Below are 25,118 nucleotides of genomic sequence, written 5' to 3' on the forward strand. Positions count from 1 at the left end.
AAGCGTGGGGAGGGGCGGGGGCGCCCTCTTAGAGTGAGTCGTAGTCGCCGTCGCGGTAGCCGACGAGGATCTCGTCGCCGTTCTCCAGCAGCGGTCGCTTGAGCAGGGTGGGGTGGGCCAGCAGCAGCTCGCGGGCCGAGTTGGCGTCGAGGTTCTCCTTCTCCTCGTCGTCGAGCTGGCGCCAGGTGGTGCTGCGCTTGTTGAGCACCTCCAGGAGCGGCACCCGGTGCAGGATGTGCTCGAGCAGCGGGGCCGAGAGGCCGTCCTCGCGCAGGTCGTGGACCTGGAAGGGGATGCCTTTCTCGTCCAGGGCCTTGCGGGCGCGGCGGCAGGTGTCGCAGTTCTTGATCACGTAGAGCGTCAGCATCGGGGGCTCCTCTCGATGAAGCGGCGCAGGCGGCGCGCAGCTTCGGCGGTGGCCTCGACCTCGGCCACCAGGGCCAGGCGCAGGCGTCCGGCGCCGGGGTTCGTGCCGTCGTGTCCCGCCCGTCCCATGTAGCTGCCGGGCAGCACGCCGACGTGCTCCTCGGCGTAGAGGGCGCGGGCGAAGGCCTCGTCGTCGCCGCCCGGCACCGCGGGCCACAGGTAGAAACCGGCCTCGGGGGAGGGGAAGTCCATCACCGGGGCGAGGATCTCGGTGACCGCGGCGAACTTCTCGCGGTAGGCGTCGCGGTTGGCGCGCACGTGGGCCTCGTCGTTCCAGGCGGTGATCGAGGCGTGCTGCAGCGGCAGCGACATGGCGCAGCCATGATAGGTGCGGTAGCGCCGGAAGGGGGCGATCAGGTCGGCATCGCCGGCCACGAAGCCCGAGCGCAGCCCCGGCAGGTTGGAGCGCTTGGAGAGCGAGTGGAACACCAGGCAGCGCCGGTAGTCGTGGCGGCCCAGGCGCGCGCAGGCCTCGAGCAGCCCGGGCGGCGGGGTGGCTTCGTCCAGGTAGAGTTCGGAGTAGCACTCGTCCGAGGCGATGATGAAGTCATGCTCGTCGGCGAGTTCGAGCAGCCGTTCGAACTCCGCGAAGGGCGTCACCGCGCCGGTGGGATTGCCCGGCGAGCAGACGAACACCAGCTGGACCTCGCGCCAGGTCTCGGCCGGCACCGCCTCGAGATCCGGCCGGAAGCCCGTCTCGGCGCGGCAGTCCAGGTAGAGCGGCTGGCCGCCGGCGAGCAGGGTCGCGCCCTCGTAGATCTGGTAGAAGGGGTTGGGCATGGCCACCCGGGCGGGGCGGCTGCGATCCAGCGCCGCCTGCACGAAGGCGAAGAGCGCCTCGCGGGTGCCGTTGACCGGCAGCACCTGCCGCTCGGCGTCGAGGCTCGACAGGCCGAAGCGCCGGGTCGCCCAGGCGGCGATGGCACCGCGCAGCTCCGGGATGCCGGCGGTGGCCGGGTAGCGGGCGAAGGCCTGGCGGTGGTCGTCGAGCGCCTGGAGCGCGGCGGCGTAGGGCGCGTGCTGGGGCTCGCCGATCGTCAGCGAGATCGGCGCGATCCCCTCGGGCGGCGTCACTTCGGCCCGGAGGGCGGCGAGCTTCTCGAAGGGGTAGGGCTTGAGGGCGTCGAGGTCGGGGTTCATGGGTGTCCAGGTGCGCCTTGGGCGTTCGAGCGCCGGCGTCGTTATCGGTGATGCCCCACTCGGGCCGAGGCGCGCGGGCGGGGAGGGCGTCGATTATAGGGAAGCCCCGGGGCGGCCTCAAACGCCGACCGCCCTGCGCGCTCATCCGGCGACCGAGAGCACCTCGATGAGCCGCTCGCGCAGCTGCTGCTGGCGCTCGGGATCGGTGAGCGGCGCGCCGGCCTTGTCGGTGATGAAGAAGACGTCCTCGACCCGCTCGCCGAGAGTGGCGATCTTGGCCGCCGACAGGGCGATGTCCTGTTCCATGAAGATGCGCCCCACCCGGGCCAGCAGGCCGGGGCGGTCGGGGGCGACCACCTCGAGCAGGGTGCGCTCGTTGGCCGGGTCCTGCTCGATGCTGACCTCGGTGGGCACGCGGAAGTGCTTGAGCTGGCGCGGGGTGTGGCGGGTGACGATCTGCGGATAGTCGTCCGGGTCGTCGAGCTCCTCCACCAGGTGGCGGCGGATCGCCGCGATGCGCTCGGGGTCGCGGATCGCCTGGCCGTGATCGTCGAGCACGATGAAGGTGTTCAGCGTCCAGTCGTTGCTCGAGGTGGCGATGCGGGCGTCATGGATCGACAGCCCCAGCTGGTCCATGGCGGCGGCGGTGGCGGCGAACAGGTCGTCCACCGAGCGGGTGTGGATGAACACCTTGGTGCCGCCCTCGGCCATGTCGTCGGTGGGGGCGTTGATCAGGATCAGCGGCAGCTGGCTGTCGCCGTGGTCGAGGATGCCCTGGGTCTGCCAGACGATCTCGCTGGGCGCGTACTGCAGGAAGTAGTCCTCGCCGAGCGACTCCCAGAGCCGGTCGACCCGGGCCATGTCGGCGCCCACCGTGGCCAGCAGCGAGTGGGCCTCGCTGCGGGTCTCCTGCACCCAGTCGTCGCGCTCCAGGGGGTTCTCCAGGCCGCGGCGCAGGGCGCGCTTGGTCTCGCCGTGCAGCTGGCGCAGCAGCGAGGCGCGCCAGCCGTTCCACAGCGTCGGGTTGGTGGCGTTGATGTCGGCCACCGTCAGCACGTAGAGGTAGTCGAGCCGGGTCTCGTCGCCGACCAGGCGGGCGAACTCGGCGATCACGTCGGGGTCGGTGATGTCGCGCTTCTGGGCCACCATCGACATCATCAGGTGGTGCTCCACCAGCCAGCTGACCAGGCGGGTGTCGCGGCCCGAGAGCCCGTGACGCTCGCAGAAGCGCTCGGCATCCCGGGCGCCGAGGATCGAGTGGTCGCCGCCGCGGCCCTTGCCGATGTCGTGGTAGAGCCCGGCGATCCACAGAAGCTCCAGCTTGGGCAGCTGGTGGATCAGGGTGGCGGCCACCGGGAACTCCTCGCGGGCCTCGGGCTTGCGGAAGCCGTGGATGCACTTGAGCAGGCGCAGGGTGTGGGCGTCCACGGTGTAGATGTGGAAGAGGTCGTGCTGCATCAGCCCCACGGCCTGGCCGAACTCCGGCAGGTACTTGCCGAGCAGGCCGTAGCGGTTCATGCGCCTGAGCTGGCGGGCGACGTTGCCGCCGGAGCGCAGCAGGGCCATGAACAGGCTCTGGTGGCGCAGGTCGTCGCGGTAGAGATCGTCGATCTGGTGGCGGTGGTCGCGGAGCAGGCGGATGGTGGCGGCGCGCACCCCCTCGATCTCCGGGTGCTCGGCCATCAGCAGGAAGAGCTCGAGCAGCGCCGAGGGGCGCTTGCGGAAGACGTGGCGCGAGCGGGCCTGGATGTAGCTGCCCTTGATCTCGAAGCGCTCGTTGAGCGGCACCGTGGGCAGCACCTGGCCGGCGTGCAGGATCGCCTCGTCGAAGTGCTGCAGCAGCATGTCGTTGAGCCCGGCCAGCGCCGTGACATGGCGGTAGTAGCGCTTCATGAACTGCTCGACGGCCAGCCGCTCCGGGGTGTCGCGGAAGCCGAACAGTTCGGCGATGGTGCGCTGGTGGTCGAACAGCAGTCGATCCTCGGCCCGGCCGGTGAGCATGTGCAGCGCGTAGCGCACCTGCCACAGGAAGGCCTGGCCCTGGCTCAGGATGCGCAGCTCGGCATCGTTCATGAAGCTGCCGGCGACCAGGTCCTCGTAGCGCTGGGTATCGAAGTGGCGCTTGGCCACCCAGCCGATCATCTGGATGTCGCGCAGCCCGCCGGGCGAGCTCTTGATGTTGGGCTCGAGGTGGTACTCGGAGTTGTTGTAGCGGTAGTGGCGGCTGATCTGCTCCTGCCACTTGGCCTCGAAGAAGCGGTCCGCCGGCCACAGCCGGTCGGTGGCGAGCCGTGCCTGCATCGCCTCGCGCAGCCGTTCGGGGCCGGCCAGGGTGCGGGTCTCGAGCAGGTTGGTGATCACCGTCACGTCGGCGTCGGCCTCGCGCTCGCAGTCGGCGAGCGAGCGCACGCTGTGGCCGATCTCCAGGCCGATGTCCCACAGGAAGGTGATGAAGGCGGTCAGCGCCTCCCGGAAGGGCGTGTCGTCGTCCTCCTCGAGCAGCAGCAGCAGGTCGACGTCGGAGTGGGGGTGCAGCTCGCCGCGGCCGTAGCCGCCCACGGCGAGCAGCGCCACGCCATCGCCGGGCCAGTCATGCTGCTCCCAGGCGATGGCCAGCAGGCGGTCCAGGCACCAGGCCCGGCCGTGCACCAGATCGCGGATGTCGGCCCCGGCGCGGAAGCGCTCGTCGAGGCGGGCCTGGATGCCCCGCAGCGCCGCCTTGAAGGGGGCGATGGGGGAGCGCTCGCCGGCGAGTTCGGCCCGGAAGGCCTCGACGTCGAAGAGGCTCTCGTCGGGCGTGAAGCGATAGTGGTGCAGCAGCATGGCGTCGACTCAGCGGTCGAGGAAGGAGAGGTCTTCGTCGCTGCGGGCGGTCAGCACCTCGACCCCCGTCGCGGTGACCAGCAGCGTGTGCTCCCACTGGGCGGTGAGGCTCTTGTCCTTGGTCACGGCCGTCCAGCCGTCGCGCAGCACCTTGGTCTGGTGGCCGCCGACGTTGATCATCGGCTCGATGGTGAAGCACATGCCCTCCTCGAGGGCGATGTCGGCCTCGGGGGCGTAGCCGTCGTAGTGCAGGATCTGCGGGTCCTCGTGGAAGCCGGCGCCGATGCCGTGGCCGCAGAAGTCGCGCACCACCGAGTAGCCGTTCTCCTCGGCGTGGGACTGGATGGCGCGGGCCAGCTCCGAGAGGCGCGCGCCCGGGCGGACCAGGGCCATGCTGCGGTAGAGGCACTCCTGGGTGACGCGGCACAGGCGCTCGCCCTGGATGCTCTCGCCGACGATGAACATCATGCTCGAGTCGCCATGATAGCCGTCGGCGGTCTTCACGGTGATGTCGATGTTCATGATGTCGCCTTTCTTCAGCTTCTTGGCGTCATCGGGGATGCCGTGGCAGACCACGTGGTTGATCGAGGTGCAGATCGACTTGGGGAAGCCGTGATAGTTGAGCGGCGCCGGGGTCGAGCCGAGCTCGTCGACGATGAAGTCGTGGCAGCGCCGGTCGAGCTCGCCGGTGCTCACGCCGGCCTTCACGTGCGGGATGATCATCTCGAACACGCTGGCGGCCTGACGACCGGCCTCGCGCATCTTCTCGATCTCGTCGGGCGTCTTGATGGGTACGTTCATGGAATCTCGAATCAGGGGTGGGGCCGCCCGGAAACGGCAGGGACGGACAACGGGCGACTTCATCTTGGAGGTCATCCATGGTATAAAGCTGCGCGCTTTCCTGCAATCGCGGAGCTTGGTCGAGACTTCGGCACCTCGGCGAGCCACGGGGAGGCGCGACAATCAACGCAATGCCTTGAAAACACACATGCACCGGCACATGGTCCCGGGTGCTGTCGTGGCCATCCTCGATGACGCGACGGTCGGATCCATGGGGTGCGTGGAGGCCTAACCCGATTTTTCAGGAGTCATCCATGGCACACGTCAACATGCGTGACCTGCTCAAAGCAGGTGCTCACTTCGGTCACCAGACCAAGTACTGGAACCCGAAGATGAGCAAGTACATCTTCGGCGCCCGCAACAAGATTCACATCATCAACCTCGAGCACACCCTGCCGGCCCTCAACGAGGCCATCGACGTGGTCGAGAAGATGGCAGCGGCCAACAACAAGATCATGTTCGTCGGCACCAAGCGCAGCGCGAGCAAGATCATCAAGGAAGAGGCTAACCGCGTCGGTCAGCCGTTCGTCAACCACCGCTGGCTCGGCGGCATGCTGACGAACTACAAGACCATCCGCGTCTCCATCAAGCGCCTGCGTGACCTCGAGACCATGCACGAGGACGGCACCTTCGAGAAGTTGACCAAGAAGGAAGTGCTGATGGCGACCCGCGAGCAGGACAAGCTCGAGCGGTCCGTGGGCGGTATCAAGGAAATGGGCGGCCTGCCCGATGCCCTGTTCGTGATCGACGTCGATCACGAGCGCATCGCCATCAACGAGGCGAACAAGCTGGGTATCCCGGTCATCGGCGTGGTGGACACCAACTCCAACCCCGATGGCGTCGACTACGTGATCCCGGGCAACGATGACTCCATCCGCGCCATCCAGATCTACGTCAAGGCCGTCGCCGACGCCTGCGCCCGTGCGAAGGAAGGTCGTCCCGACGAGTTCGTCGAAGTGACCGAAGCCGAAGAGAGCCAGAGCGACGCCGCCGCCGAGTGATCGTCGGCCCGCCTGGGCCGGCCCGTCTGCCGTCACTTCGGTGACGGCTCGCCGGACAGGCGCAAGGGGGCCCAGGCCCCCTTTTCTCTCTTCTTCCCCGCTATTATTCCAGGTCGAACCATTCAGAGGACACTACCATGGCAGCTATCAGCGCCTCCCAGGTCAAGGAACTGCGCGAGCGTACCGGGCTCGGCATGATGGAGTGCAAGAAGGCACTCACCGAGACCGATGGTGACATCGAGCAGGCGATCGAGAACCTGCGCAAGAACTCCGGCCTCAAGGCCGCCAAGAAGGCCGGCCGTACCGCCGCCGAAGGCGCCGTGGTCACCCGTGTGGCCGAGGACGGCAGCTACGGCGTGATGGTCGAGATCAACTCCGAGACCGACTTCGTCGCCCGTGACGAGAACTTCACGGCCTTCGCCAAGAAGATCGCCGACGCCTTCTTCGCCGCCAAGAGCGAAGACGTGGCCGCCGTGATGGACGGTGAGCTCGAGACCGCGCGCGAGCAGCTGGTGCAGAAGATCGGCGAGAACATCGGCGTGCGTCGCTGCGTCGTGATCGAGGCCGGCGATGGCAACCTGGTCGGCGAGTACGTCCACGGTGGCCGCATCGGCGTGCTGACCGTGCTCAAGGGCGGCAACGCCGAGACGGCCCGTGACGTTGCCATGCACGTCGCCGCCATCAACCCGACCGTGGCGCATCCCGAGGACATGCCTCAGGAGCAGCTGGACGCCGAGAAGGCGATCATCCTGGCCCAGCCGGACATGGCCGGCAAGCCCGAGCAGATCGCCGAGAAGATGGTTCAGGGCCGCCTGAAGAAGTACCTGGCCGAGAACAGCCTGACCCAGCAGGCCTTCGTCAAGAACCCGGACCAGACCGTGGCCGAGTTCGCCAAGGCCGCTGGCGGCGAAGTGATCGGCTTCACCCGCTTCGAAGTGGGCGAGGGCATCGAGAAGGAAGAGGTCGACTTCGCCACGGAAGTGATGGAACAGGCCAAGCGCAGCTAAGGTCGCAGGTTCCAGAGTGACGATGGCGTGCGCGCGAGCGCACGCCATCGCGTATCCGGCCGGTAGATCCGGCCACCCCACCAGGTCCCATGCGTCGAGAATTCCGGAGACATCCCATGACCAGCGCCGATCAACCCGCCCCCAGCAAGCCCGAGAAATCCCGTTCCGAGGTGTCCAAGTACAAGCGTATCCTGCTCAAGCTGTCCGGTGAGGCGCTCACCGGAGATGCCGACTTCGGCATCGACCCCAAGGTGCTGGATCGCCTGGCGCTGGAGATCGGCCAGCTGGTGGGCATCGGCGTCCAGGTCGGCATCGTGGTCGGCGGCGGCAACCTGTTCCGCGGCGCCGCCCTGCACGAGGCGGGCATGGATCGCGTCACCGGCGACCACATGGGCATGCTGGCCACGGTGATGAACGCCCTGGCCATGCGCGACGCCCTGGAGCGCTCCAACATCCGCTCGCGGGTGATGTCGGCGATTCCGATGAGCGGCGTGGTGGAGCATTACGATCGCCGCACCGCCATTCGCTACCTGACCTCCGGTGACGTGGTGATGTTCTCGGCCGGTACCGGCAACCCCTTCTTCACCACCGATTCCGCGGCCTGCCTGCGCGGCATCGAGATCGACGTCGACGTGGTGGTCAAGGCCACCAAGGTGGACGGCGTCTACGACAAGGACCCCGTCAAGTACGCCGATGCGGTCAAGTACGAGCAGCTGTCCTATGATGATGCGCTCGACCAGAAGCTCGGCGTGATGGATTTGACCGCTATCTGCCTGGTGCGGGACCATGACATGCCGGTGCGGGTCTTCAACATGAACAAGCCGGGCGCCCTGCTGAACCTGGTGGTGGGTGGCAAGGAAGGCACGCTGATTGACAGAGGGTGAGACAGTGATCGACGACATCAAGAAGGATGCGGAAAGCCGCATGAAGAAGAGCCTCGAGGCCCTTCACTCCAACTTCAACAAGATCCGTACCGGTCGGGCGCATCCCAGCATCCTGGATGCGGTGACCGTCGAGTACTACGGCAGCCAGATGCCGCTCAACCAGGTGGCCTCGGTCAACGTCGAGGACGCCCGCACCCTGAGCGTGGTGCCCTGGGAGCAGAGCATGGTGCCGAAGATCGAGAAGGCCATCATGACCTCCGATCTGGGCCTCAACCCGGCCAGCGCCGGCAACGTGATTCGCGTGCCGATGCCGATGCTGACCGAGGAGACGCGCAAGGGCTACATCAAGCAGGCGCGCTCCGAGGCCGAGCACGCCCGGGTGGCGGTGCGCAACGTGCGCCGCGACGCCAACGGCGACATCAAGTCGCTGCTCAAGGAGAAGGAGATCACCGAGGACGAGCAGCGCCAGGCCGAGGATGCGATCCAGAAGCTGACCGACAGCATCGTCGCCGAGATCGACAAGGCGCTGGAGTCCAAGGAACACGACCTGATGCAGGTCTGAGGACGGCGATCGGCGCTGGCGAGCGCCGACGGCGACGGAACGCCCCTCGGCGAGCCGCGGGCCCTCGGCTCGCGGCTCGTCGGCCTTCATGCTCTTACCCGCCATGCGAGACATCATGACGTCACCGCACTCCCCCCGCGGCTCTGCCGCCTCCGAGGCCCCGCTGCCGCGCCATGTCGCGATCATCATGGACGGCAACAACCGCTGGGCGAAGGCTCGCGGCCTGTCCGGCATCCGCGGCCACCACGCCGGCGTCGAGGCGGTGCGTGCCGTCATTCGCCGCGCTGCCGAGCGCGGCATCGAGACCCTCACCCTGTTCGCCTTCTCCAGCGAGAACTGGAAGCGTCCTCCCAGCGAGGTCAACGCCCTGATGGAGCTCTTCCTGATGGCGCTCCAGCGCGAGGTCAAGAAGCTCCACCGCCACGGCATACGCCTCTCGGTGATCGGAGAGCGCAGCGGCTTTTCCGCCTCGATCCAGAAGCACATCGAGAGCGCCGAGGCGCTGACCCGCGACAATACCGGCCTGCACCTGGTGATCGCGGCCAACTACGGCGGGCGCTGGGACATCGCCTGCGCCGCGCGTCGCCTGGCCGAGCGGGTCGCCGCCGGCGAGCTCGCCCCCGAGGCGATCGACGAGCAGGCCATGGACGAGGCGGTGAGCCTGGCCGGCGACGCCCCGGTGGACTTCTGCATCCGCACCAGCGGCGAGCAGCGTATCTCCAACTTCCTGCTCTGGCAGATGGCCTACGCCGAGCTTCATTTCACGCCCGTGCTGTGGCCGGACTTCGACGGCGAGGCCTTCGATCGTGCCCTGGCCGATTACCAGGGCCGCCAGCGGCGCTTCGGCATGACCGATGAGCAGCTCGAGGCGCAGCAGGGGGAGTAACCACGTGCTCAGACAACGCATCATCACCGCGGCCTGGCTGGCCCCCCTGGCCCTGTTCGGCCTGTTCGGCCTCGAGGGCGGGGGTTTCGGCCTCTTCACCGCGGCCATCGTGCTGCTCGGCGCCTGGGAGTGGGCCAACCTCGCCGGCATCGCCGCGCCGGCGCGGCGCCTGTGGCCGGTGGCCGGCCTCGCCGTGCTGATCGCGCTGTGCTGGTCGAGTGGCGCGGCCGGGGCCACCTGGCCGCTGTGGCTCGGCGCGCTGGGCTGGCTGGTCAACCTCTACTGGGTGACCGGCTATCCCGATCGCCTCGCGCAGTGGCAATCGACCGGTATGCGCCTGGCCATGGGGCTCTGGGTGCTGCTGCCCACCTGGGTCGGCTTCAACGTGCTGCGCGAGAGCGGTGCCGTCTGGCTGCTCTTCGTGCTGCTGCTGGTGTGGGGCGCCGACATCGGCGCCTACTTCGTCGGCAAGGCGTTCGGCCGTCGCAAGCTGGCGCCCGCCGTCAGCCCCGGCAAGACCCGTGAGGGCGTGGCCGGGGGGCTCGCGGTCACCGCCGTGCTGGCGATCGTCTTCGCCGTCTGGCAGGGCCTCGGCCTCGCTTCCGGCCTGGCGCTGCTGGCGGCGACTCTGGTGGTGGCGCTCGCCTCGGTGCTGGGCGATCTGCTCGAGAGCATGCTCAAGCGCCATCGCGGCATCAAGGACTCCAGCCGGCTGCTGCCGGGCCACGGCGGGGTGCTCGATCGCATCGACAGCCTGACCGCCGCGGTGCCGCTGTTCGCCCTGCTGCAGGGAGGCGTGCTGTGATGCCGCGCCGGGTGACCGTGCTGGGCGCGACCGGCTCCATCGGCACCAGCACCCTGGAGGTGCTCGCTCGCCACCCGGAACGCTACCGGGTGCATGCGCTGACCGCCCATCGCTCCCGGGAGGCGCTGCTGGCCCAGTGCCGGGTCCACCGGCCGGCCCTGGCGGTGCTCGACACCGAGCGGGATGCCGCCTGGCTGCGCGCACGCCTGGGCGAGGCGGGGCTCGCCACCGAGGTACGTGCCGGGGCCGAGGCTCTGGTCGAGGTGGCCGAGGCCGCCGAGGTGGACACCGTGATGGCGGCCATCGTCGGCGCCGCCGGCCTGCTGCCGACGCTCGCCGCCGTGCGGGCCGGCAAGCGGGTGCTGCTGGCCAACAAGGAGGCCCTGGTGATGTCCGGGGCGCTGTTCATGGACGCGGTCGCGCGCCACGACGCCACCCTGCTGCCCATCGATTCCGAACATAATGCCATCTACCAGTGTCTACCCGTCGAACATCGCGGCGGCCTGGCGCGTCATGGGGTGACGCAGCTGCTGCTGACCGCCTCCGGCGGCCCCTTTCGCGGCTGGACGGCGGCCGATCTCGCCTCGGTGACCCCCGATCAGGCCTGCGCCCATCCCAACTGGTCGATGGGACGCAAGATCTCGGTGGACAGCGCCAGCCTGATGAACAAGGGGCTCGAGCTGATCGAGGCGTGCTGGCTCTTCGATGCCCGCCCCGATCAGGTGCAGGTGGTGGTGCATCCGCAGAGCGTGATCCACTCGATGGCCGCCTACAGCGACGGCTCGGTGATCGCCCAGTTGGGTAACCCGGACATGCGCACGCCGATCGCCTACGGGCTCGCCTGGCCGGAGCGCATCGAGGCCGGCGTCGAGGCGCTGGACCTCTTCCAGGTCGCGCGGCTCGACTTCGAGCCCGCCGACGAATCTGCTTTCCCCTGCCTGCGCCTGGCCCGCGAGGCCATGGCGGCCGGAGGGACGGCGCCGGCGGTGCTCAATGCCGCCAACGAGGTGGCGGTGGAGGCCTTCCTCGATGGCCGCCTCGGCTTCACCGGCATCGGCGAACTGGTGGCGCGGGTGCGCGAGGCGCGTCCGGTCGAGGCCGTGCGCGATCTCGAGACCGTGCTCGCGGCCGATGCCCTCGCCCGGCAGGCGGCCCATGACTGGCTGGCGCGGCAATGAGGCGCGCGCCATGACGCTGTTGACTGCAAGGAGACTGCCGTGGGCCTGATCCAGAACGTGCTGGCCGTCATCGTGGTACTCGGCCTGTTGATCACCTTTCACGAGTTCGGCCACTTCTGGGTCGCGCGGCGCTGCGGCGTCAAGGTGCTGCGCTTCTCGGTGGGCTTCGGCAAACCGCTCTGGTCGCGCCGGGATCGCCACGGCACCGAGTTCGCGGTGGCCGCCATCCCGCTGGGCGGCTACGTGAAGATGCTCGACGAGCGCGAGGGCCCCGTCGACCCCGCCGAGCGGCACCTCGCCTTCAACAACAAGACCGTCTGGCAGCGCATCGCCGTGGTCTCCGCGGGCCCCCTGGCCAACTTCCTGCTGGCCATCGTCGCCTACTGGGCGCTGTTCGTGGCAGGCACCACCACGGTGGCGCCGGTGGTCGGCAGCGTCACGCCCGACTCCCCGGCGAGCCAGGGGGGGCTCACGCCGGGTCAGGAGATCACCGCGGTGCAGGGCGCGGCGGTGCGCTCCTGGGAGGAGATCAACCTCAAGCTGGTGTCGGCCATCGGCGAGAGCGGCGCGCTCGAGGTGGCGGCGCGCGACGATGCCACCGCCACGCCCCGGACCTATCGACTGCCGGTCGAGGACTGGCTGGTGCGTCAGGATCCGCCGCAGCCATTGACGACCCTGGGCGTGACGCCCTGGCGACCGATGATCCCGGCGGTGCTCGGCCAGGTGGTCGAGGGCGAGGCCGCCGCCGAGGCCGGCCTGCGGGCCGGCGACGAGGTGGTGGCGGTGAACGGCGAGCCGGTGGCCGACTGGATGGCCTTCGTCGATCGCGTGCGCGCAAGCCCCGGCGAGACCCTCGAGGTCGCGGTGCGCCGTGACGGCGAGCGGCGCACCCTCTCCCTCACGCCCCGGCGTCGCCCGCAGGAGGCGGGGGAGGCCATCGGCTATATCGGCGCCGGTGCCGAGCCCGTCGCCTGGCCCGAGGAGTATCGCCGCGAGATCCGCTATGGGCCGCTGGCCGCCGTCGGCGAGTCGCTTGCTCGCACCGGTGAGATGACGGTGCTGACCCTGGGCGCCATTCGCAAGATGGTGGTGGGCCTGATCTCGCCGTCCAACCTCTCCGGCCCGATCACCATCGCCCGCATCGCCGGCGATTCCGCGCGCAGCGGCTTCGAGAGCTTCGTCAGCTTCCTGGCCTACCTCTCGATCAGCCTCGGGGTGCTGAACCTGCTGCCGATCCCGGTGCTCGATGGCGGCCACCTGCTCTATTACTTCGTCGAGGTGGTGCGCGGTCGTCCGGTCTCCGAGCAGGCCCAGGCGGTGGGATTGCGCATCGGTCTGGCCCTGGTTGGCACCCTGATGCTGATGGCGCTCTATTTCGACCTGATGCGGCTCTGGTAGCCGGGCGCCGGCTTGTCAGTGGCCATGACAAATGTATAAGGTGCCTGTCTGGACCGGACGGCAGACCAACGCGAGCGAATCGATTGCATGAAAATCAAGACCATCGGACTGGCGGCGCTGCTGCTTGCCGGTGCCCAGACGGCACTGGCGGATCCCTTTGACGTTTCCGACATCAGGGTGGAAGGACTGCAGCGTGTCTCTCCTGCCTCCGTGTTCAACGCCTTCCCCGTCACGGCGCGCGACCGGGTCGACGAGCGCGAACTTGCCGAGGCGGCCCGCGAGCTCTTCGCCACCGGCCTGTTCGAGGACGTGAGCCTCGCCCGCGAGGGCGACGTGCTGATCATCCAGGTGGTCGAGCGGCCGACGCTGGCGCGGCTCGAGATCGAGGGCAACAGCCAGATTCCCGACGAGGATCTGCGCGACGGCCTTAAGCAGGCCGGCCTCAACGAGGGACAGGTCCTGCAGCTCTCCACCCTCGAGGAGATCCAGCGTGAGCTGGAGGGCGTCTACCAGTCCCAGGGTCGCTACAGCGCCCGCATCGAGACCTCCGTCGAGGAGGTGGGCGAGGGGCAGGTCCAGGTCAACATCGACATCGACGAGGGCGCGGTCGCCAAGATCCGCCAGATCAACATCGTCGGCAATCGCGACTTCGAGGACGAGCGCCTGCGCGAGCTCTTCGAACTCGAGGACTCCCCGGGCTGGTTCTTCGGCTGGTTCTCCAGCGACGAGTACTCCCGGGAGGCCCTGGCCGGCGATCTGGAGCGGCTGCGCTCCTTCTACCTGGATCGCGGCTACGTGAACTTCGCCATCGAGTCCTCCCAGGTCTCGATCAGCCCCGACAAGTCAAAGATCTTCGTCACCGTGAACATCGACGAGGGCCGCCAGTATCGGCTCGGCGACATCCGCTTCTCCGGCGACCTGCGCATCGCCGAGCGCGAGGCCCGGGAGCTGCTGGAGGTCGAGAGCGGCGAGATCTTCTCGCGCAGCGACGTCACCGCCTCCACGGAGGCCCTGCGCTCGCGGCTCGGTGCCGAGGGCTTCGCCTTCGCCAACGTCGACGGGATTCCCGAGGTCGCGACCTCCGGCGATACCGTGGACCTGGTCTTCCGGGTCGAGCCCGGCCGACGCGCCTACGTGCGGCGCATCGAGTTCACCGGCAACACCACCACCCAGGACGAGGTGCTGCGCCGCGAGATGATCCAGATGGAGGGCGCGCCGGCCTCCACCGAGTCGATCAGTCGCTCGAAGCAGCGCCTGGAGCGCCTGGGCTTCTTCAAGCAGGTCGACGTCGAGACGCGGCCCGTGGCCGGCCAGCCCGACAAGCTCGACGTCACCTATACGGTGGAGGAGCAGCCCTCGGGCTCGATCTCGGCGAGCATCGGCTTCTCCCAGAGCGCCGGGGTGATCTACGGCGCCTCGCTCTCCCAGAACAACTTCCTGGGCACCGGCAATCGCGTCAACATCGGCGCCCAGCGCAGCGACACCTACACCAGCCTCAATTTCGGCTTCACCGATCCCTACTGGACCCTCGACGGCATCTCCCGCGGCTACAACCTCTTCTACCGCGAGACCGACTACGAGGATTCCGACATCTCGACCTACTCCACCGACTCCTTCGGTGGCGGGATCAACTTCGGCTACCCGATCAACGAGCTGACCCGCCTGAACTTCGGTGCCAGCGTCGAGGACCTGTCGATCAAGACCTATCGCGACACCTCCTCGGAGGTTCAGCGCTACGTCGACGACCAGGGCAGCGATGCGCAGAGCCTGAAGCTCTCGGCCAGCTGGACCCGTAACAACCTCAATCGCGGCATCATGCCGACCTCCGGCAACTATCAGCGGCTGTCGCTGGAGTCCTCGGTGCCCGGCAGCGATGCCGAGTACTACAAGATGCGTGCCCAGGCCCGCCAGATCATCCCCTTCAACGAGGAGCAGACCTGGGGGCTGAAGTTCAGCGGCGAGCTGGGCTACGCCGATACCGTCGGCAACGATCCCTATCCGTTCTACGAGAACTTCTTCTCCGGGGGCCTCGGCTCGGTGCGCGGCTTCACCGGCAACACCCTGGGGCCGCCCACCACCGAGCGTGCCGGCGGCGACGATCGCACACTGGGCGGCAACGTCCTGGTGGAGGGCAGCGCCGAGGTGCTCTTCCCGGTGCCCTTCGTCGAGGACCAGCGTTCGCTGCAGGCCTCGCTGTTCCTGGATGCCGGCAACACCTTCCTCACCGACTGCTACCCGGTGCTCGACGAGGACGCCGACCGCCAGCGCTGCGAGTCCGGCGTGGATCTGGGCGAGCTTCGCTACAGCGCCGGTATCGGCCTCTCCTGGCTGACGCCGGTGGGGCCGCTGACCTTCAGCGTCGCCGAGCCGCTCAACGACAAGGACGGGGACGATACCCAGTTCTTCCAGTTCTCGCTGGGTCAGACCTTCTGATCCGGCCCCGTCCGAGGAAGCCCGCATGCGCAAGCTGACTGCCGCCCTCTGCCTCGGCCTGCTGGTCGCCACCATCGCGCCGGCCCAGGCCGCCGAGGTGGCGGTGCTCGACTGGCGGGCCGCGCTGATGGAGACCGATGCCGCCGAGCGCACCATGAACGACCTGCGTGCTCGCCTCGCCGGCCAGCAGCAGGAAGCGAAGGCCCTGGGCGAGGAGCTTCAGGGCATGCAGCAGCGCCTGCAGGGCGGCCGTGAGAGCATGACCGAGACCGAGCGACGCACCACCCTTCAGGCGTTCCGGGAGAAGGGGCGGCGCTTCGAGCAGCTGCGCCGGGAGATCGGCCAGGCGCGCCGCGAGGCCGAGCAGGGCTTCCTCGAAGAGGCCGAGCCCAAGCTGGATCAGGTGGTCCGGCAGGTCATCGATCGCCATGGCGTCGCGGTGCTGGTGGAGCCCAACGGCGTGCTGCACGCCGAGCAGGACCTGCCGGATCTGACCGGCGAAGTCACCGAGCGCCTCAACGCCCTCTACTGAGCCGGCCGTCCCCCCACGATAGTGAGTCCCCATGAATCAAGACGCCCGAACCCTCACACTGGCCGACATCGCCGAGCGCCTGGGAGCCCGCCTCAAGGGCGACGGGGAGCGGCGGGTGAGCGGCCTGGCCACGCTGCGCGACGCCACGCCGGATCAGGTGGCCTTCCTCGCCAATCGCGCCTACCTCAAGGACCTGCCCGACACCCGCGCCGCCGCGGTACTGCTGGCGCCCGCCCACGGCGAGGCCTGCCCGGTGGCCAGCTTGGAGTTGGACAACCCCTACCTCGGCTATGCCGAGCTGTCGCGCCTCTTCGACCCCCTGATCGGTCGCACGCCGACCGGCACCCACCCCACGGCGGTGGTCGCCGATGACGTTCGCCTGGGCGACAACGTGGCCATCGGTCCCCAGGCGGTGATCGAGGCCGGGGTCACGCTCGACGACGACGTCGTCATCGGCGCCGGCTGCGTGGTGGGGGCGGACTCGCGCATCGGCGAAGGCTCGCGCCTGCACGCCAACGTCACCGTCTGCCACGGGGTGGTGATCGGCCGGCGGGCGATCCTGCACAGCGGCTGCGTGATCGGCGGCGACGGTTTCGGCTTCGCCCATGACGGCGGGCGCTGGCACAAGATCGCCCAGCTGGGGGGCGTGGTGCTGGGCGACGACGTCGAGATCGGCAGCTGCTCGAGCATCGATCGCGGCGCGCTGGGCGACACCGTGATCGGCGACGACGTGAAGATCGACAGCCAGGTGCAGATCGCCCACAACGTGCAGATCGGCGATCACAGCGCCCTGGCCGGGTGCGTGGGCATCGCCGGCTCCACCCGGGTGGGCAAGCACTGCATGCTGGGCGGCGGCGTGGGCCTCTCCGGCCACCTGACCATCGCCGATGGCGTGCAGGTCACCGGCATGAGCCTGGTGACCAACTCGCTCCTCGAGCCGGGTATCTATTCGTCTGGCACCGGCGCCATGGATAACGCCCAGTGGCGCCGCAACGCGGTGCGCTTCAAGCAGCTCGACGACATCGCCCGTCGCCTGTCGCGGCTCGAGAAGGTCGGTCGCGGCGGTTGAGGCCCGGTCATGGGGCGGTATAATCCACCGCCTGTCTTCGCCGGCGCCCGAGCGCCGGCCGTGCCCCTCCCCGGGAAGGGCATCCTGTCATTTCAGAGGTCGCTACGATGGTAATGGACATCAACGAGATTCGTGAGTATCTGCCCCACCGCTATCCTTTCCTGCTGGTGGATCGGGTCACGGAGCTCACGCTGGGCGAATCCATCGTTGCCTACAAGAACGTCAGCATCAACGAGCCGTTCTTCAACGGCCACTTTCCGCATCACCCGATCATGCCCGGCGTGCTGGTAGTCGAGGCCCTGGCCCAGGCCTGCGGCATCCTCGGTTTCAAGACCGTCAACAAGCTGCCCGCCGACGGCTACGTCTACTACCTCGTCGCCAGCGACAACGTGCGCTTCAAGCGCCCCGTGATGCCCGGCGATCAGCTGGTGCTCGAGGCTCGGGTCGAGCGCACCAAGCGCGGCATCTGGAAGTTCATCTGCCGTGCCACCGTGGGCGGCGAGCTGGCCTGCGAGGCCGACATCACCTGTGCCGAGAGGAAGGTCGCTTGATACACCCCACCGCCCTCATCGATCCCGCGGCGCGCCTGGCCGATGATGTCGAGGTCGGCCCCTTCAGCGTGATCGGGGCCGATGTCGAGATCGGGCCCGGCAGCCGCATCGGTCCCCATGTCGTGATCAAGGGCCCCACCGTGCTGGGCGCGCGCACCCGCATCTTCCAGTTCGCCTCGGTGGGGGAGGATTGCCAGGACAAGAAGTACGCCGGCGAGCCGACCCGCCTGGTGATGGGCGACGACAACGTCATCCGCGAGGGCGTCACCCTGCACCGCGGCACCGTCCAGGATCGCGGCGAGACCGTCATCGGCTCGCGCAACCTCTTCATGGCCTACGTCCACGTCGGCCATGACTGCGTGATCGGCAATGACGGCATCTTCGCCAACCAGGTGACCCTGGCCGGCCACGTGAAGCTGGGCGACTTCGTGATCCTCGGCGGGCTCTCGGCGGTCCACCAGTTCTGCCATTTCGGCGACCATGCCATGGCCGGCGGCGGCTCGATTATCACCAAGGACACCCCGGCCTACGTGATGATCAACGGCAACCCCGCCCAGGTGCATGGCCTCAACCTGGTGGGGCTGCGCCGCCGCGGCTTCTCCAAGGAGGCCATCCGTGGCCTGAGCGAGGCCTACAAGCTGGTCTATCGCCAGGGACTGACCACCGACCAGGCGCTCGAGCAGATCCGTGTCAGCTTTGCGCTGCCCGAGACCGAGGCCTTCGCCGCCTCCATCGAGGCCTCGACCCGCGGCATCGTCCGCTGAGGTGGGCGAGGTCATGACGGTCCGCCGCGTCTATCTCGTCGCCGGCGAGCTCTCCGGCGACATCCTCGGCGCCGGCTTGATGCGTGCGCTCAAGACGCGCCATCCGGGCGTCGAGTTCCGCGGCATCGGCGGCCCGCAGATGATCGAAGAGGGCATCGAAACCCGCTATCCCCTGGAGACGCTCTCGGTGATGGGCCTCGTCGAGGTGCTCAAGCACCTGCCGGGGCTCGTCATGGTGCGCCGTGCGCTGAAGCGCGATGCGCTGGCCTGGCGGCCGGACATCATGGTCGGCATCGACGCCCCGGACTTCAACCTGGGCCTCGAGCGTCAGCTGCGCGAGGCCGGCCTCACCACCGCCCACTACGTCAGCCCCTCCGTATGGGCCTGGCGCCAGGGGCGCGTCAAAGGCATCGCCCGCTCCGTGGACGCCATGCTCACCTTCCTGCCCTTCGAGGCGGCCTTCTACGCGCGACACCGGGTGCCGGTGGCCTTCGTCGGCCACCCGCTGGCCGATGAGCTGCCGCTGGTCAATGACCGGCAGGGTGAGCGGAAGACCTTGGGGTTGCCGGAACCGGAGCAGGGCCCCTTGCTGGCGGTGCTGCCCGGCTCCCGCGCCAACGAGATCCGCTTCCTCGGCGCGACCTTCCTCGAGGCCGTCGAGCGGCTGTGCCGCGAGCGCCCGACGCTCTCGGTGGTGATGCCGGCCGCCACCCCGGCCCGGCGCGGCGAGCTCGAGGCGCTGCTGGCGACGCGTCCGGCGCTCGACGGGCGCGTGACCCTGATCGACGGCCGCTCGCGGGAGGCCATGGTGGCCGCTGATGCCGTGCTGCTCGCCTCCGGCACCGCGGCGCTGGAGGCGATGCTCTGCCACCGCGCCATGCTGGTGGCCTACAAGATGGCGCCGGCGACCCACTGGCTGGCCAAGCGCCTGGTCAACACCGAGTGGATCTCGCTGCCCAACCTGATCGCCCGCGAGACCCTGGTACCGGAGCTGATCCAGGACGCGGCGAGCCCCGAGGCGATCGCTGAGCGCCTCGGGGCACTGCTCGACGACGAGGCGGGACGCCAGGCCCTGGAGGCGCGCTTCGTTGAGATGCACGCGGCCCTGCAACGTGACGCCAGTCGGCGCGCCAGCGAGGCCATCGAGGCGCTGGTGGCGGGGCGCGCCCTGCCGGCGAGCGTGGCCCCCGAGGCGGGCGAGGCCGCCCTCCTCGAGGGCGAGCGATGAAAGGGCCGGTCGTGAAGGGCAAGACGCTACCGCCGCTCTCGATCGACTACGTCGGCGACCGGCTGGCCGGGGTCGACGAGGTGGGTCGCGGCCCGCTGGTCGGCCCGGTGGTCGCCGCGGCGGTGATCCTCGATCCTGAGCGCCCCATCGAGGGCCTGAACGACTCCAAGGCGCTCACGGCGCGTCGGCGCGAGGCGCTGGCCATCCAGATCCGCGAGCGGGCGCTGGCCTTCGCCGTGGCCGAGGCCTGCGCCGCCGAGGTCGATGCGCTGAACGTCTATCACGCGACCCATCTCGCCATGCGTCGTGCCATCGACGCCCTGGACCCGGGGCCCGAGTACCTGCTGGTGGACGGCAATCGCCTGCCCGGGCATCATGTTCCCGGCCAGGCGGTGGTCAAGGGCGATGCCCGCCATCCGGCCATCGCTGCCGCCTCGATCCTGGCCAAGGTCGAGCGCGACGCCGGCATGGTGGCCCTCGATGCCCGGCATCCCGATTACGGCTTCGCCCGCCACAAGGGCTACCCGACCCGCGAGCACCTGGCCGCCCTAGAGCGCCTGGGGCCGCTGTCCGAGCATCGCCGCTCCTTCGGCCCGGTAAAGCGCCAGTTGGCGCTGCTTTAGCCCAGTAACAGTGTCCGCGACGAGGGGCGCCGGGGACGAGTCGAAGAGGAGGTCTTTTGCCAGGGAAGGCAAAAGTAGCGCCCAGGGATGGGTTCACAGCGCCTCCTCGCAGACTCGTCGACGGATCAGCCCCGAGGACAGCGCCGGAGTCGCTAGCCCTGTGCCTTCGTTCTTTCGCTGATTCATTCATCACTCAAGCCTGAGCCTGCCATGACCGCACCCTTCGTTCATCTTCGCGTGCACAGCGAATTCTCCCTGGTCGACGGCCTGGTGCGTCTCAAGCCGCTGATCAAGGCCGCCGTGGCGCAGGGCCTGCCCGCCGTGACGCTCACCGACGAGGCGAACCTCTTCGCCCTGGTCAAGTTCTACACGGGCGCCCAGGGCGCCGGGCTCAAGCCGATCATCGGCAGTGACCTGTGGCTGGCCAATCCCCACGACGAGGCGCACCCCTATCGCCTGACCCTGCTGGCCATGGACGACACCGGCTATCGCAACCTCACCGAACTGATCTCCCGGGGCTGGATGCACGGCCAGCGCCAGGGCCAGGCGCTGCTCGACAAGGCCTGGGTGCTGGAGCAGAGCGCGGGGCTGATCGCGCTCTCCGGCGGCCGGGAAGGGGAGGTGGGCCGTCACCTGTTGAGCGACCACCCCGACGAGGCCCGCGAGCTGCTCGCGGAGTGGAATGCCGCCTTCCCGGGGCGCTTCTACCTGGAGCTGACCCGCACCGGGCGTTCCCTGGAGGAGGAGTGCGTGCACCTCTCGGTGGATCTCGCCCTCGAGACCGGCACCCCGGTGGTGGCCACCAACGACGTGCGTTTCCTCGAGCGCGAGGACTTCTGGGCCCACGAGACCCGGGTCTCCATCGGCGAGGGCAAGGCGCTGGACGACAAGCGCCGCGAGCGCCGCTACACCGAGGAGCAGTACCTCAAGAGCCCCGAGGAGATGGCCGAGCTGTTTGCCGATATCCCCGAGGCGATCGAGAACAGCGTGATGATCGCGGCGCGCTGCAACGTCGACGTGCGCCTGGGCGAGATCTTCCTGCCCGAGTTCGAGATCCCCGAGGGGATGACCCAGGACGAGTTCTTCCGCAAGGTCTCCCACGACGGTCTCACCGAGCGCCTGGACTTCCTCTTTCCGGCTGAGCGCTATCCGAGGGACGGCCAGGAGTACGCTGAGATCGATGCCCGCTACCGCGAGCGCCTCGACTTCGAGCTCAACATCATCATCCAGATGGGCTTCCCCGGCTACTTCCTGATCGTGATGGACTTCATCCAGTGGGCCAAGGACAACGACGTCCCGGTGGGGCCGGGGCGCGGCTCCGGTGCCGGCTCGCTGGTGGCCTACGCGCAGAAGATCACCGATCTCGATCCCATCGGCTACGACCTGCTGTTCGAGCGCTTCCTGAACCCCGAGCGGGTCTCGATGCCCGACTTCGACGTCGACTTCTGCATGGAGAAGCGCGACCGCGTCATCGACTACGTGGCCGATCGCTACGGCCGGGACGCGGTCTCGCAGATCGTCACCTTCGGCACCATGGCCGCCAAGGCGGTGGTGCGCGACGTGGCCCGCGCCCAGGGCAAGCCCTATTCGCTGGGCGACAAGCTCTCCAAGCTGATCCCCTTCGAGGTCGGCATGACCCTGGCCAAGGCGATCGAGGCCGAACCCCAGCTCAAGGAGTTCCTCGAGGCCGATGAGGAGGCCGCCGAGATCTGGGAGATGGCGCTCAAGCTCGAGGGCATCACCCGGGGTACCGGCAAGCACGCCGGCGGCGTGGTGATCGCGCCGACCAAGCTCACCGACTTCTCGCCGCTGCTCTGCGACGAGGAGGGCAACGGCCTGGTGGTGCAGTTCGACAAGAACGACATCGAGGACGCGGGCCTGGTCAAGTTCGACTTCCTGGGCCTGCGTACCCTGACCATCATCGACTGGGCGCTGGAGATGGTCGACAAGGTGCGCGCCGTCGAGGGGCAGGGGCCGCTGGACATCGACACCATCCCGCTCGACGACGCCCCGACCTTCGAGATGCTCAAGAAGGCCGAGACCACGGCGGTCTTCCAGCTCGAATCCCGCGGCATGAAGGAGCTGATCAAGCGCCTGCTGCCCGATTCCCTGGAGGACATGATCGCCCTGGTGGCGCTGTTCCGCCCCGGCCCGCTGCAGTCGGGCATGGTCGACGACTTCATCAACCGCAAGCACGGCCGGGCGGAGATCTCCTACCCCCACCCGGACTATCAGCACGAGCTCCTGAAGCCGGTGCTCGGGCCCACCTACGGCATCATCCTCTACCAGGAGCAGGTGATGCAGATCGCCCAGGTGATGGCCGGCTACAGCCTGGGCCAGGCCGACATGCTGCGCCGCGCCATGGGCAAGAAGAAGCCCGAGGAGATGGCCAAGCAGCGCGCCGGCTTCATGGAGGGCTGCGCGGCCAACGGCATCGACAAGGACCTCGCCGGCAACATCTTCGACCTGGTGGAGAAGTTTGCCGGCTACGGCTTCAACAAGTCGCACTCGGCGGCCTACGCGCTGGTCTCCTACCAGACCGCCTGGCTCAAGGCGCACTACCCGGGGCCCTTCATGGCCGCGGTGATGTCCACCGAGATGGACAACCTCGACAAGGTGGTACCGCTGATCGAGGAATGCCGCCACCTGGGGCTCACGGTGACCCCGCCGGACGTCAACGTCGGCGGCTACAAGTTCACCGTCGATGAGCAGGCGCGGGTGGTCTACGGCCTGGGCGCGATCCGCGGCGTCGGCGAGGGGCCCATCGGCGCCATCGTCGAGGCTCGCGAGGCGGACGGCCCCTTCGCGGACCTCTTCGACTTCTGTCGCCGGGTCGACCCCAAGCGCATGAACAAGCGCACCCTCGAGGCGCTGATCCGCTCCGGAGCGCTGGACACCCTGGGGCCGAGCCGCGCGGTGCTCACCGCGGCGCTGGAGGATGCCCTCAAGGCCGCGGCCCAGAACCAGACCAACCAGAACCTCGGCATGATGGACATGTTCGGCGAGGCCTTCGCCGCGCCGGACGAAGGCGAGCAGGACGCCTACGCCGACTATCGCCAGGCCCGGGAGTGGACCGACAAGGAGCGCCTGGCCGGCGAGAAGGACACCCTGGGGCTATACCTCACCGGGCACCCCATCGACGAGTACGAGCAGGAGCTCGCCCGCTTCGTCTCGACCCGCATCGGCGACCTCAAGCCGTCGCGGGAGCCCCAGCGCGTCGCCGGGCTGGTCGTCGGCGTGCGGACCATGAAGTCCAAGCGCGGCGACACCATGGCCTTCCTCACCCTGGACGATCGCACTGGGCGCATCGAGGCGTCGCTGTTCGGCGAGCTCTTCGACCAGCTGCGCGGCCGCCTCGAGGCCGATCAGGTGATGATCGTCGAGGGCGAGGTCTCCAGCGACGACTACTCCGGCGGGCTGCGCCTGCGCGGCAAGGAGGTCACCCCCATGGTCGAGGCGCGCAGCCGCTTCGGCCAGGCGGTGGAGCTCTCCCTGGACGGCGAGCGCCTCAATGGCCGCCTGGTGGACAGCCTGCGCGCGAGCCTAGCGCCTTACTGCGACGAGGCGGGCCTGCCGGTGCGGCTCAAGTATCGCAACGCCGAGGCATCGGGCTGGCTGGAGCTCGCCGACGGTTGGCGGGTCACGCCCTCCGACGACCTGCTCACGGGCCTGCGCGAGGTGCAGGGGCAGAACGGGGTGCGCCTCAAGTACCGCTGAGCGGAGGAGAGATCAGGAGCGAGTCCGGGAGGCTGGTACGAGCGTTTCCGACCCGATCGATGCCGGCGACGGCGCTACAGGGAGGCGCGGTGAACCCCTCCCTGGGCGCTACATTTGCCATCCCTGGCAAATGACCTCCCTTTCGCGCCGTCCCCGACGCTCCTCGCCCAGGCGCCATTCGCTGCTGCCTTGCGCCTTGCGTTGAGGGTGCGATAATGCTCGCCACGCGCAATTTTTTGGCATCGCCCTCCCGGGTGGGAGGGGCGATGAAACATGACAAGGCGTCTGGCCAATGAACCCCAACTATCTCGATTTCGAACAGCCCATTGCCGAGCTCCAGGCCAAGATCGAGGAGCTGCGGCTGGTCGGCAACGACAGCCAGGTCAATCTCAATGACGAGATCGGCCGCCTCGAGGAGAAGAGCCGCAAGCTCACCGAGTCCATCTTCAAGGATCTCTCTCCCTGGCAGGTCTCCCAGCTCTCGCGTCATCCCCAGCGGCCCTACACCCTGGACTACCTCGAGCACGTCTTCACCGACTTCGACGAGCTCCATGGCGATCGCCACTTCGCCGATGATGCCGCCATCGTCGGCGGGATCGCCCGGCTGGACGACAAGCCGGTGATGGTCATCGGCCACCAGAAGGGCCGCGACGTCAAGGAGAAGGTGCGCCGCAACTTCGGCATGCCGCGCCCCGAGGGGTATCGCAAGGCGTGCCGGCTGATGGAGATGGCCGAGCGCTTCAAGATGCCGGTGCTGACCTTCATCGACACCCCCGGGGCCTATCCCGGCATCGACGCCGAGGAGCGTGGCCAGTCCGAGGCCATCGCCTACAACCTCGCCGTGATGTCTCGCCTCAAGACGCCGATCCTGGCCACCGTGGTGGGCGAGGGTGGCTCCGGCGGGGCGCTCGCCATCGGCGTCTGCGATGAGCTCGCCATGCTGCAGTATTCCACCTACTCGGTGATCTCTCCCGAGGGCTGCGCCTCGATCCTCTGGAAGAGCGCCGACAAGGCTCCCGATGCGGCCCAGGCCATGGGCATCACCGCCGAGCGCCTGAAGGAGCTGGGCCTGGTCGACACCCTGGTCGCCGAGCCGCTGGGCGGCGCCCACCGTCACCCGGTGACCACCGCCGAGCGCATCAAGTCCTCGCTGCTGGCGAGCCTCGATCGTCTCGAGGCGATGGACATGGAGAGCCTGCTCGAGCGCCGCTACCAGCGCCTGATGAGCTACGGCGCCCCGGTGTAAGCCCC

21 protein-coding genes are annotated in these 25,118 nt (G+C 68.6%); 17 read left to right on the plus strand and 4 right to left on the minus strand.

The window, feature by feature from the left end; all coding sequences use genetic code 11:
- Nucleotides 1-28 precede the first annotated feature (28 nt).
- The 4 genes from ACGTNG_RS09605 to map all read right to left on the minus strand — a co-directional run bounded on the left by ACGTNG_RS09605 (nucleotide 29) and on the right by map (nucleotide 5,190).
- Nucleotides 29-367 (minus strand): Spx/MgsR family RNA polymerase-binding regulatory protein, encoded by a 339-nt coding sequence (locus ACGTNG_RS09605; RefSeq protein ID WP_394576801.1) that lies wholly within the window; start codon nucleotides 365-367, stop codon nucleotides 29-31.
- Nucleotides 361-1,566 carry a succinyldiaminopimelate transaminase gene (gene dapC, locus ACGTNG_RS09610; RefSeq protein WP_394576802.1) on the minus strand — a complete coding sequence of 402 codons (1,206 nt, stop codon included), beginning with the start codon at nucleotides 1,564-1,566 and terminating at the stop codon, nucleotides 361-363. Before dapC ends, ACGTNG_RS09605 begins: the two co-directional genes overlap by 7 nt.
- Before the next feature lie 141 nt (nucleotides 1,567-1,707).
- Nucleotides 1,708-4,389 (minus strand): [protein-PII] uridylyltransferase, encoded by a 2,682-nt coding sequence (locus ACGTNG_RS09615; RefSeq protein ID WP_394576803.1) that lies wholly within the window; start codon nucleotides 4,387-4,389, stop codon nucleotides 1,708-1,710.
- Nucleotides 4,390-4,398: 9 nt separating this feature from the next.
- Nucleotides 4,399-5,190, minus strand: coding sequence for a type I methionyl aminopeptidase (gene map / locus ACGTNG_RS09620; RefSeq protein WP_394576804.1), 792 nt, complete (start codon nucleotides 5,188-5,190; stop codon nucleotides 4,399-4,401).
- Between the two features lie 293 nt (nucleotides 5,191-5,483).
- Here map and rpsB point away from each other — a divergent pair, with 293 nt between their 5' ends.
- From rpsB to accA, 17 genes are all read left to right on the plus strand, one after another.
- A complete protein-coding gene (rpsB, locus tag ACGTNG_RS09625; RefSeq protein WP_108445281.1) occupies nucleotides 5,484-6,230 on the plus strand; it encodes a 30S ribosomal protein S2 in 747 nt (248 codons plus the stop codon).
- A gap of 137 nt (nucleotides 6,231-6,367) precedes the next feature.
- On the plus strand, nucleotides 6,368-7,237 hold the full coding sequence (gene tsf / locus ACGTNG_RS09630) for a translation elongation factor Ts (protein ID WP_394576805.1): 870 nt from the start codon (nucleotides 6,368-6,370) through the stop codon (nucleotides 7,235-7,237).
- 116 nt (nucleotides 7,238-7,353) lie between these two features.
- Nucleotides 7,354-8,121 (plus strand): UMP kinase, encoded by a 768-nt coding sequence (gene pyrH / locus ACGTNG_RS09635; protein ID WP_394576806.1) that lies wholly within the window; start codon nucleotides 7,354-7,356, stop codon nucleotides 8,119-8,121.
- A 4-nt stretch (nucleotides 8,122-8,125) separates the two neighbouring features.
- On the plus strand, nucleotides 8,126-8,683 hold the full coding sequence (gene frr, locus ACGTNG_RS09640; RefSeq protein WP_394576807.1) for a ribosome recycling factor: 558 nt from the start codon (nucleotides 8,126-8,128) through the stop codon (nucleotides 8,681-8,683).
- A 115-nt stretch (nucleotides 8,684-8,798) separates the two neighbouring features.
- Entirely contained in the window at nucleotides 8,799-9,569 is a 771-nt protein-coding gene (gene uppS / locus ACGTNG_RS09645) for a polyprenyl diphosphate synthase (protein ID WP_394576808.1), read from the plus strand.
- A 4-nt stretch (nucleotides 9,570-9,573) separates the two neighbouring features.
- Entirely contained in the window at nucleotides 9,574-10,374 is an 801-nt protein-coding gene (locus ACGTNG_RS09650; protein WP_394576809.1) for a phosphatidate cytidylyltransferase, read from the plus strand.
- Complete coding sequence (gene ispC / locus ACGTNG_RS09655; protein ID WP_394576810.1) at nucleotides 10,374-11,552, plus strand: 1-deoxy-D-xylulose-5-phosphate reductoisomerase; 1,179 nt, start codon at nucleotides 10,374-10,376, stop codon at nucleotides 11,550-11,552. The genes ACGTNG_RS09650 and ispC overlap by 1 nt, the downstream gene beginning before the upstream one ends.
- A gap of 39 nt (nucleotides 11,553-11,591) precedes the next feature.
- A complete protein-coding gene (gene rseP / locus ACGTNG_RS09660) occupies nucleotides 11,592-12,950 on the plus strand; it encodes a sigma E protease regulator RseP (protein WP_394576811.1) in 1,359 nt (452 codons plus the stop codon).
- 87 nt (nucleotides 12,951-13,037) lie between these two features.
- Nucleotides 13,038-15,383, plus strand: a complete 2,346-nt coding sequence (gene bamA, locus ACGTNG_RS09665) for an outer membrane protein assembly factor BamA (RefSeq protein WP_394576812.1) — start codon at nucleotides 13,038-13,040, stop codon at nucleotides 15,381-15,383.
- A gap of 25 nt (nucleotides 15,384-15,408) precedes the next feature.
- Nucleotides 15,409-15,915, plus strand: a complete 507-nt coding sequence (locus ACGTNG_RS09670; RefSeq protein ID WP_394576813.1) for an OmpH/Skp family outer membrane protein — start codon at nucleotides 15,409-15,411, stop codon at nucleotides 15,913-15,915.
- 31 nt (nucleotides 15,916-15,946) lie between these two features.
- Entirely contained in the window at nucleotides 15,947-16,984 is a 1,038-nt protein-coding gene (gene lpxD / locus ACGTNG_RS09675) for a UDP-3-O-(3-hydroxymyristoyl)glucosamine N-acyltransferase (RefSeq protein ID WP_394576814.1), read from the plus strand.
- A gap of 107 nt (nucleotides 16,985-17,091) precedes the next feature.
- Nucleotides 17,092-17,535 carry a 3-hydroxyacyl-ACP dehydratase FabZ gene (fabZ, locus tag ACGTNG_RS09680; RefSeq protein WP_108445272.1) on the plus strand — a complete coding sequence of 148 codons (444 nt, stop codon included), beginning with the start codon at nucleotides 17,092-17,094 and terminating at the stop codon, nucleotides 17,533-17,535.
- The gene (gene lpxA, locus ACGTNG_RS09685; protein WP_394576815.1) at nucleotides 17,532-18,299 is read left to right on the plus strand and encodes an acyl-ACP--UDP-N-acetylglucosamine O-acyltransferase; all 768 of its coding nucleotides are present in this window, start codon (nucleotides 17,532-17,534) and stop codon (nucleotides 18,297-18,299) included. The genes fabZ and lpxA overlap by 4 nt, the downstream gene beginning before the upstream one ends.
- 13 nt (nucleotides 18,300-18,312) lie before the next feature.
- Entirely contained in the window at nucleotides 18,313-19,527 is a 1,215-nt protein-coding gene (gene lpxB, locus ACGTNG_RS09690) for a lipid-A-disaccharide synthase (protein ID WP_394576816.1), read from the plus strand.
- Nucleotides 19,524-20,150 (plus strand): ribonuclease HII, encoded by a 627-nt coding sequence (gene rnhB / locus ACGTNG_RS09695; protein WP_394576817.1) that lies wholly within the window; start codon nucleotides 19,524-19,526, stop codon nucleotides 20,148-20,150. Before lpxB ends, rnhB begins: the two co-directional genes overlap by 4 nt.
- 210 nt (nucleotides 20,151-20,360) lie before the next feature.
- Entirely contained in the window at nucleotides 20,361-23,867 is a 3,507-nt protein-coding gene (gene dnaE, locus ACGTNG_RS09700; RefSeq protein ID WP_394576818.1) for a DNA polymerase III subunit alpha, read from the plus strand.
- Between the two features lie 292 nt (nucleotides 23,868-24,159).
- On the plus strand, nucleotides 24,160-25,113 hold the full coding sequence (accA, locus tag ACGTNG_RS09705) for an acetyl-CoA carboxylase carboxyl transferase subunit alpha (protein WP_394576819.1): 954 nt from the start codon (nucleotides 24,160-24,162) through the stop codon (nucleotides 25,111-25,113).
- Nucleotides 25,114-25,118 lie beyond the last annotated feature (5 nt).

The organism is Halomonas sp. B23F22_3 (assembly GCF_043496965.1).
In the GTDB taxonomy this organism is placed as follows: domain Bacteria; phylum Pseudomonadota; class Gammaproteobacteria; order Pseudomonadales; family Halomonadaceae; genus Halomonas.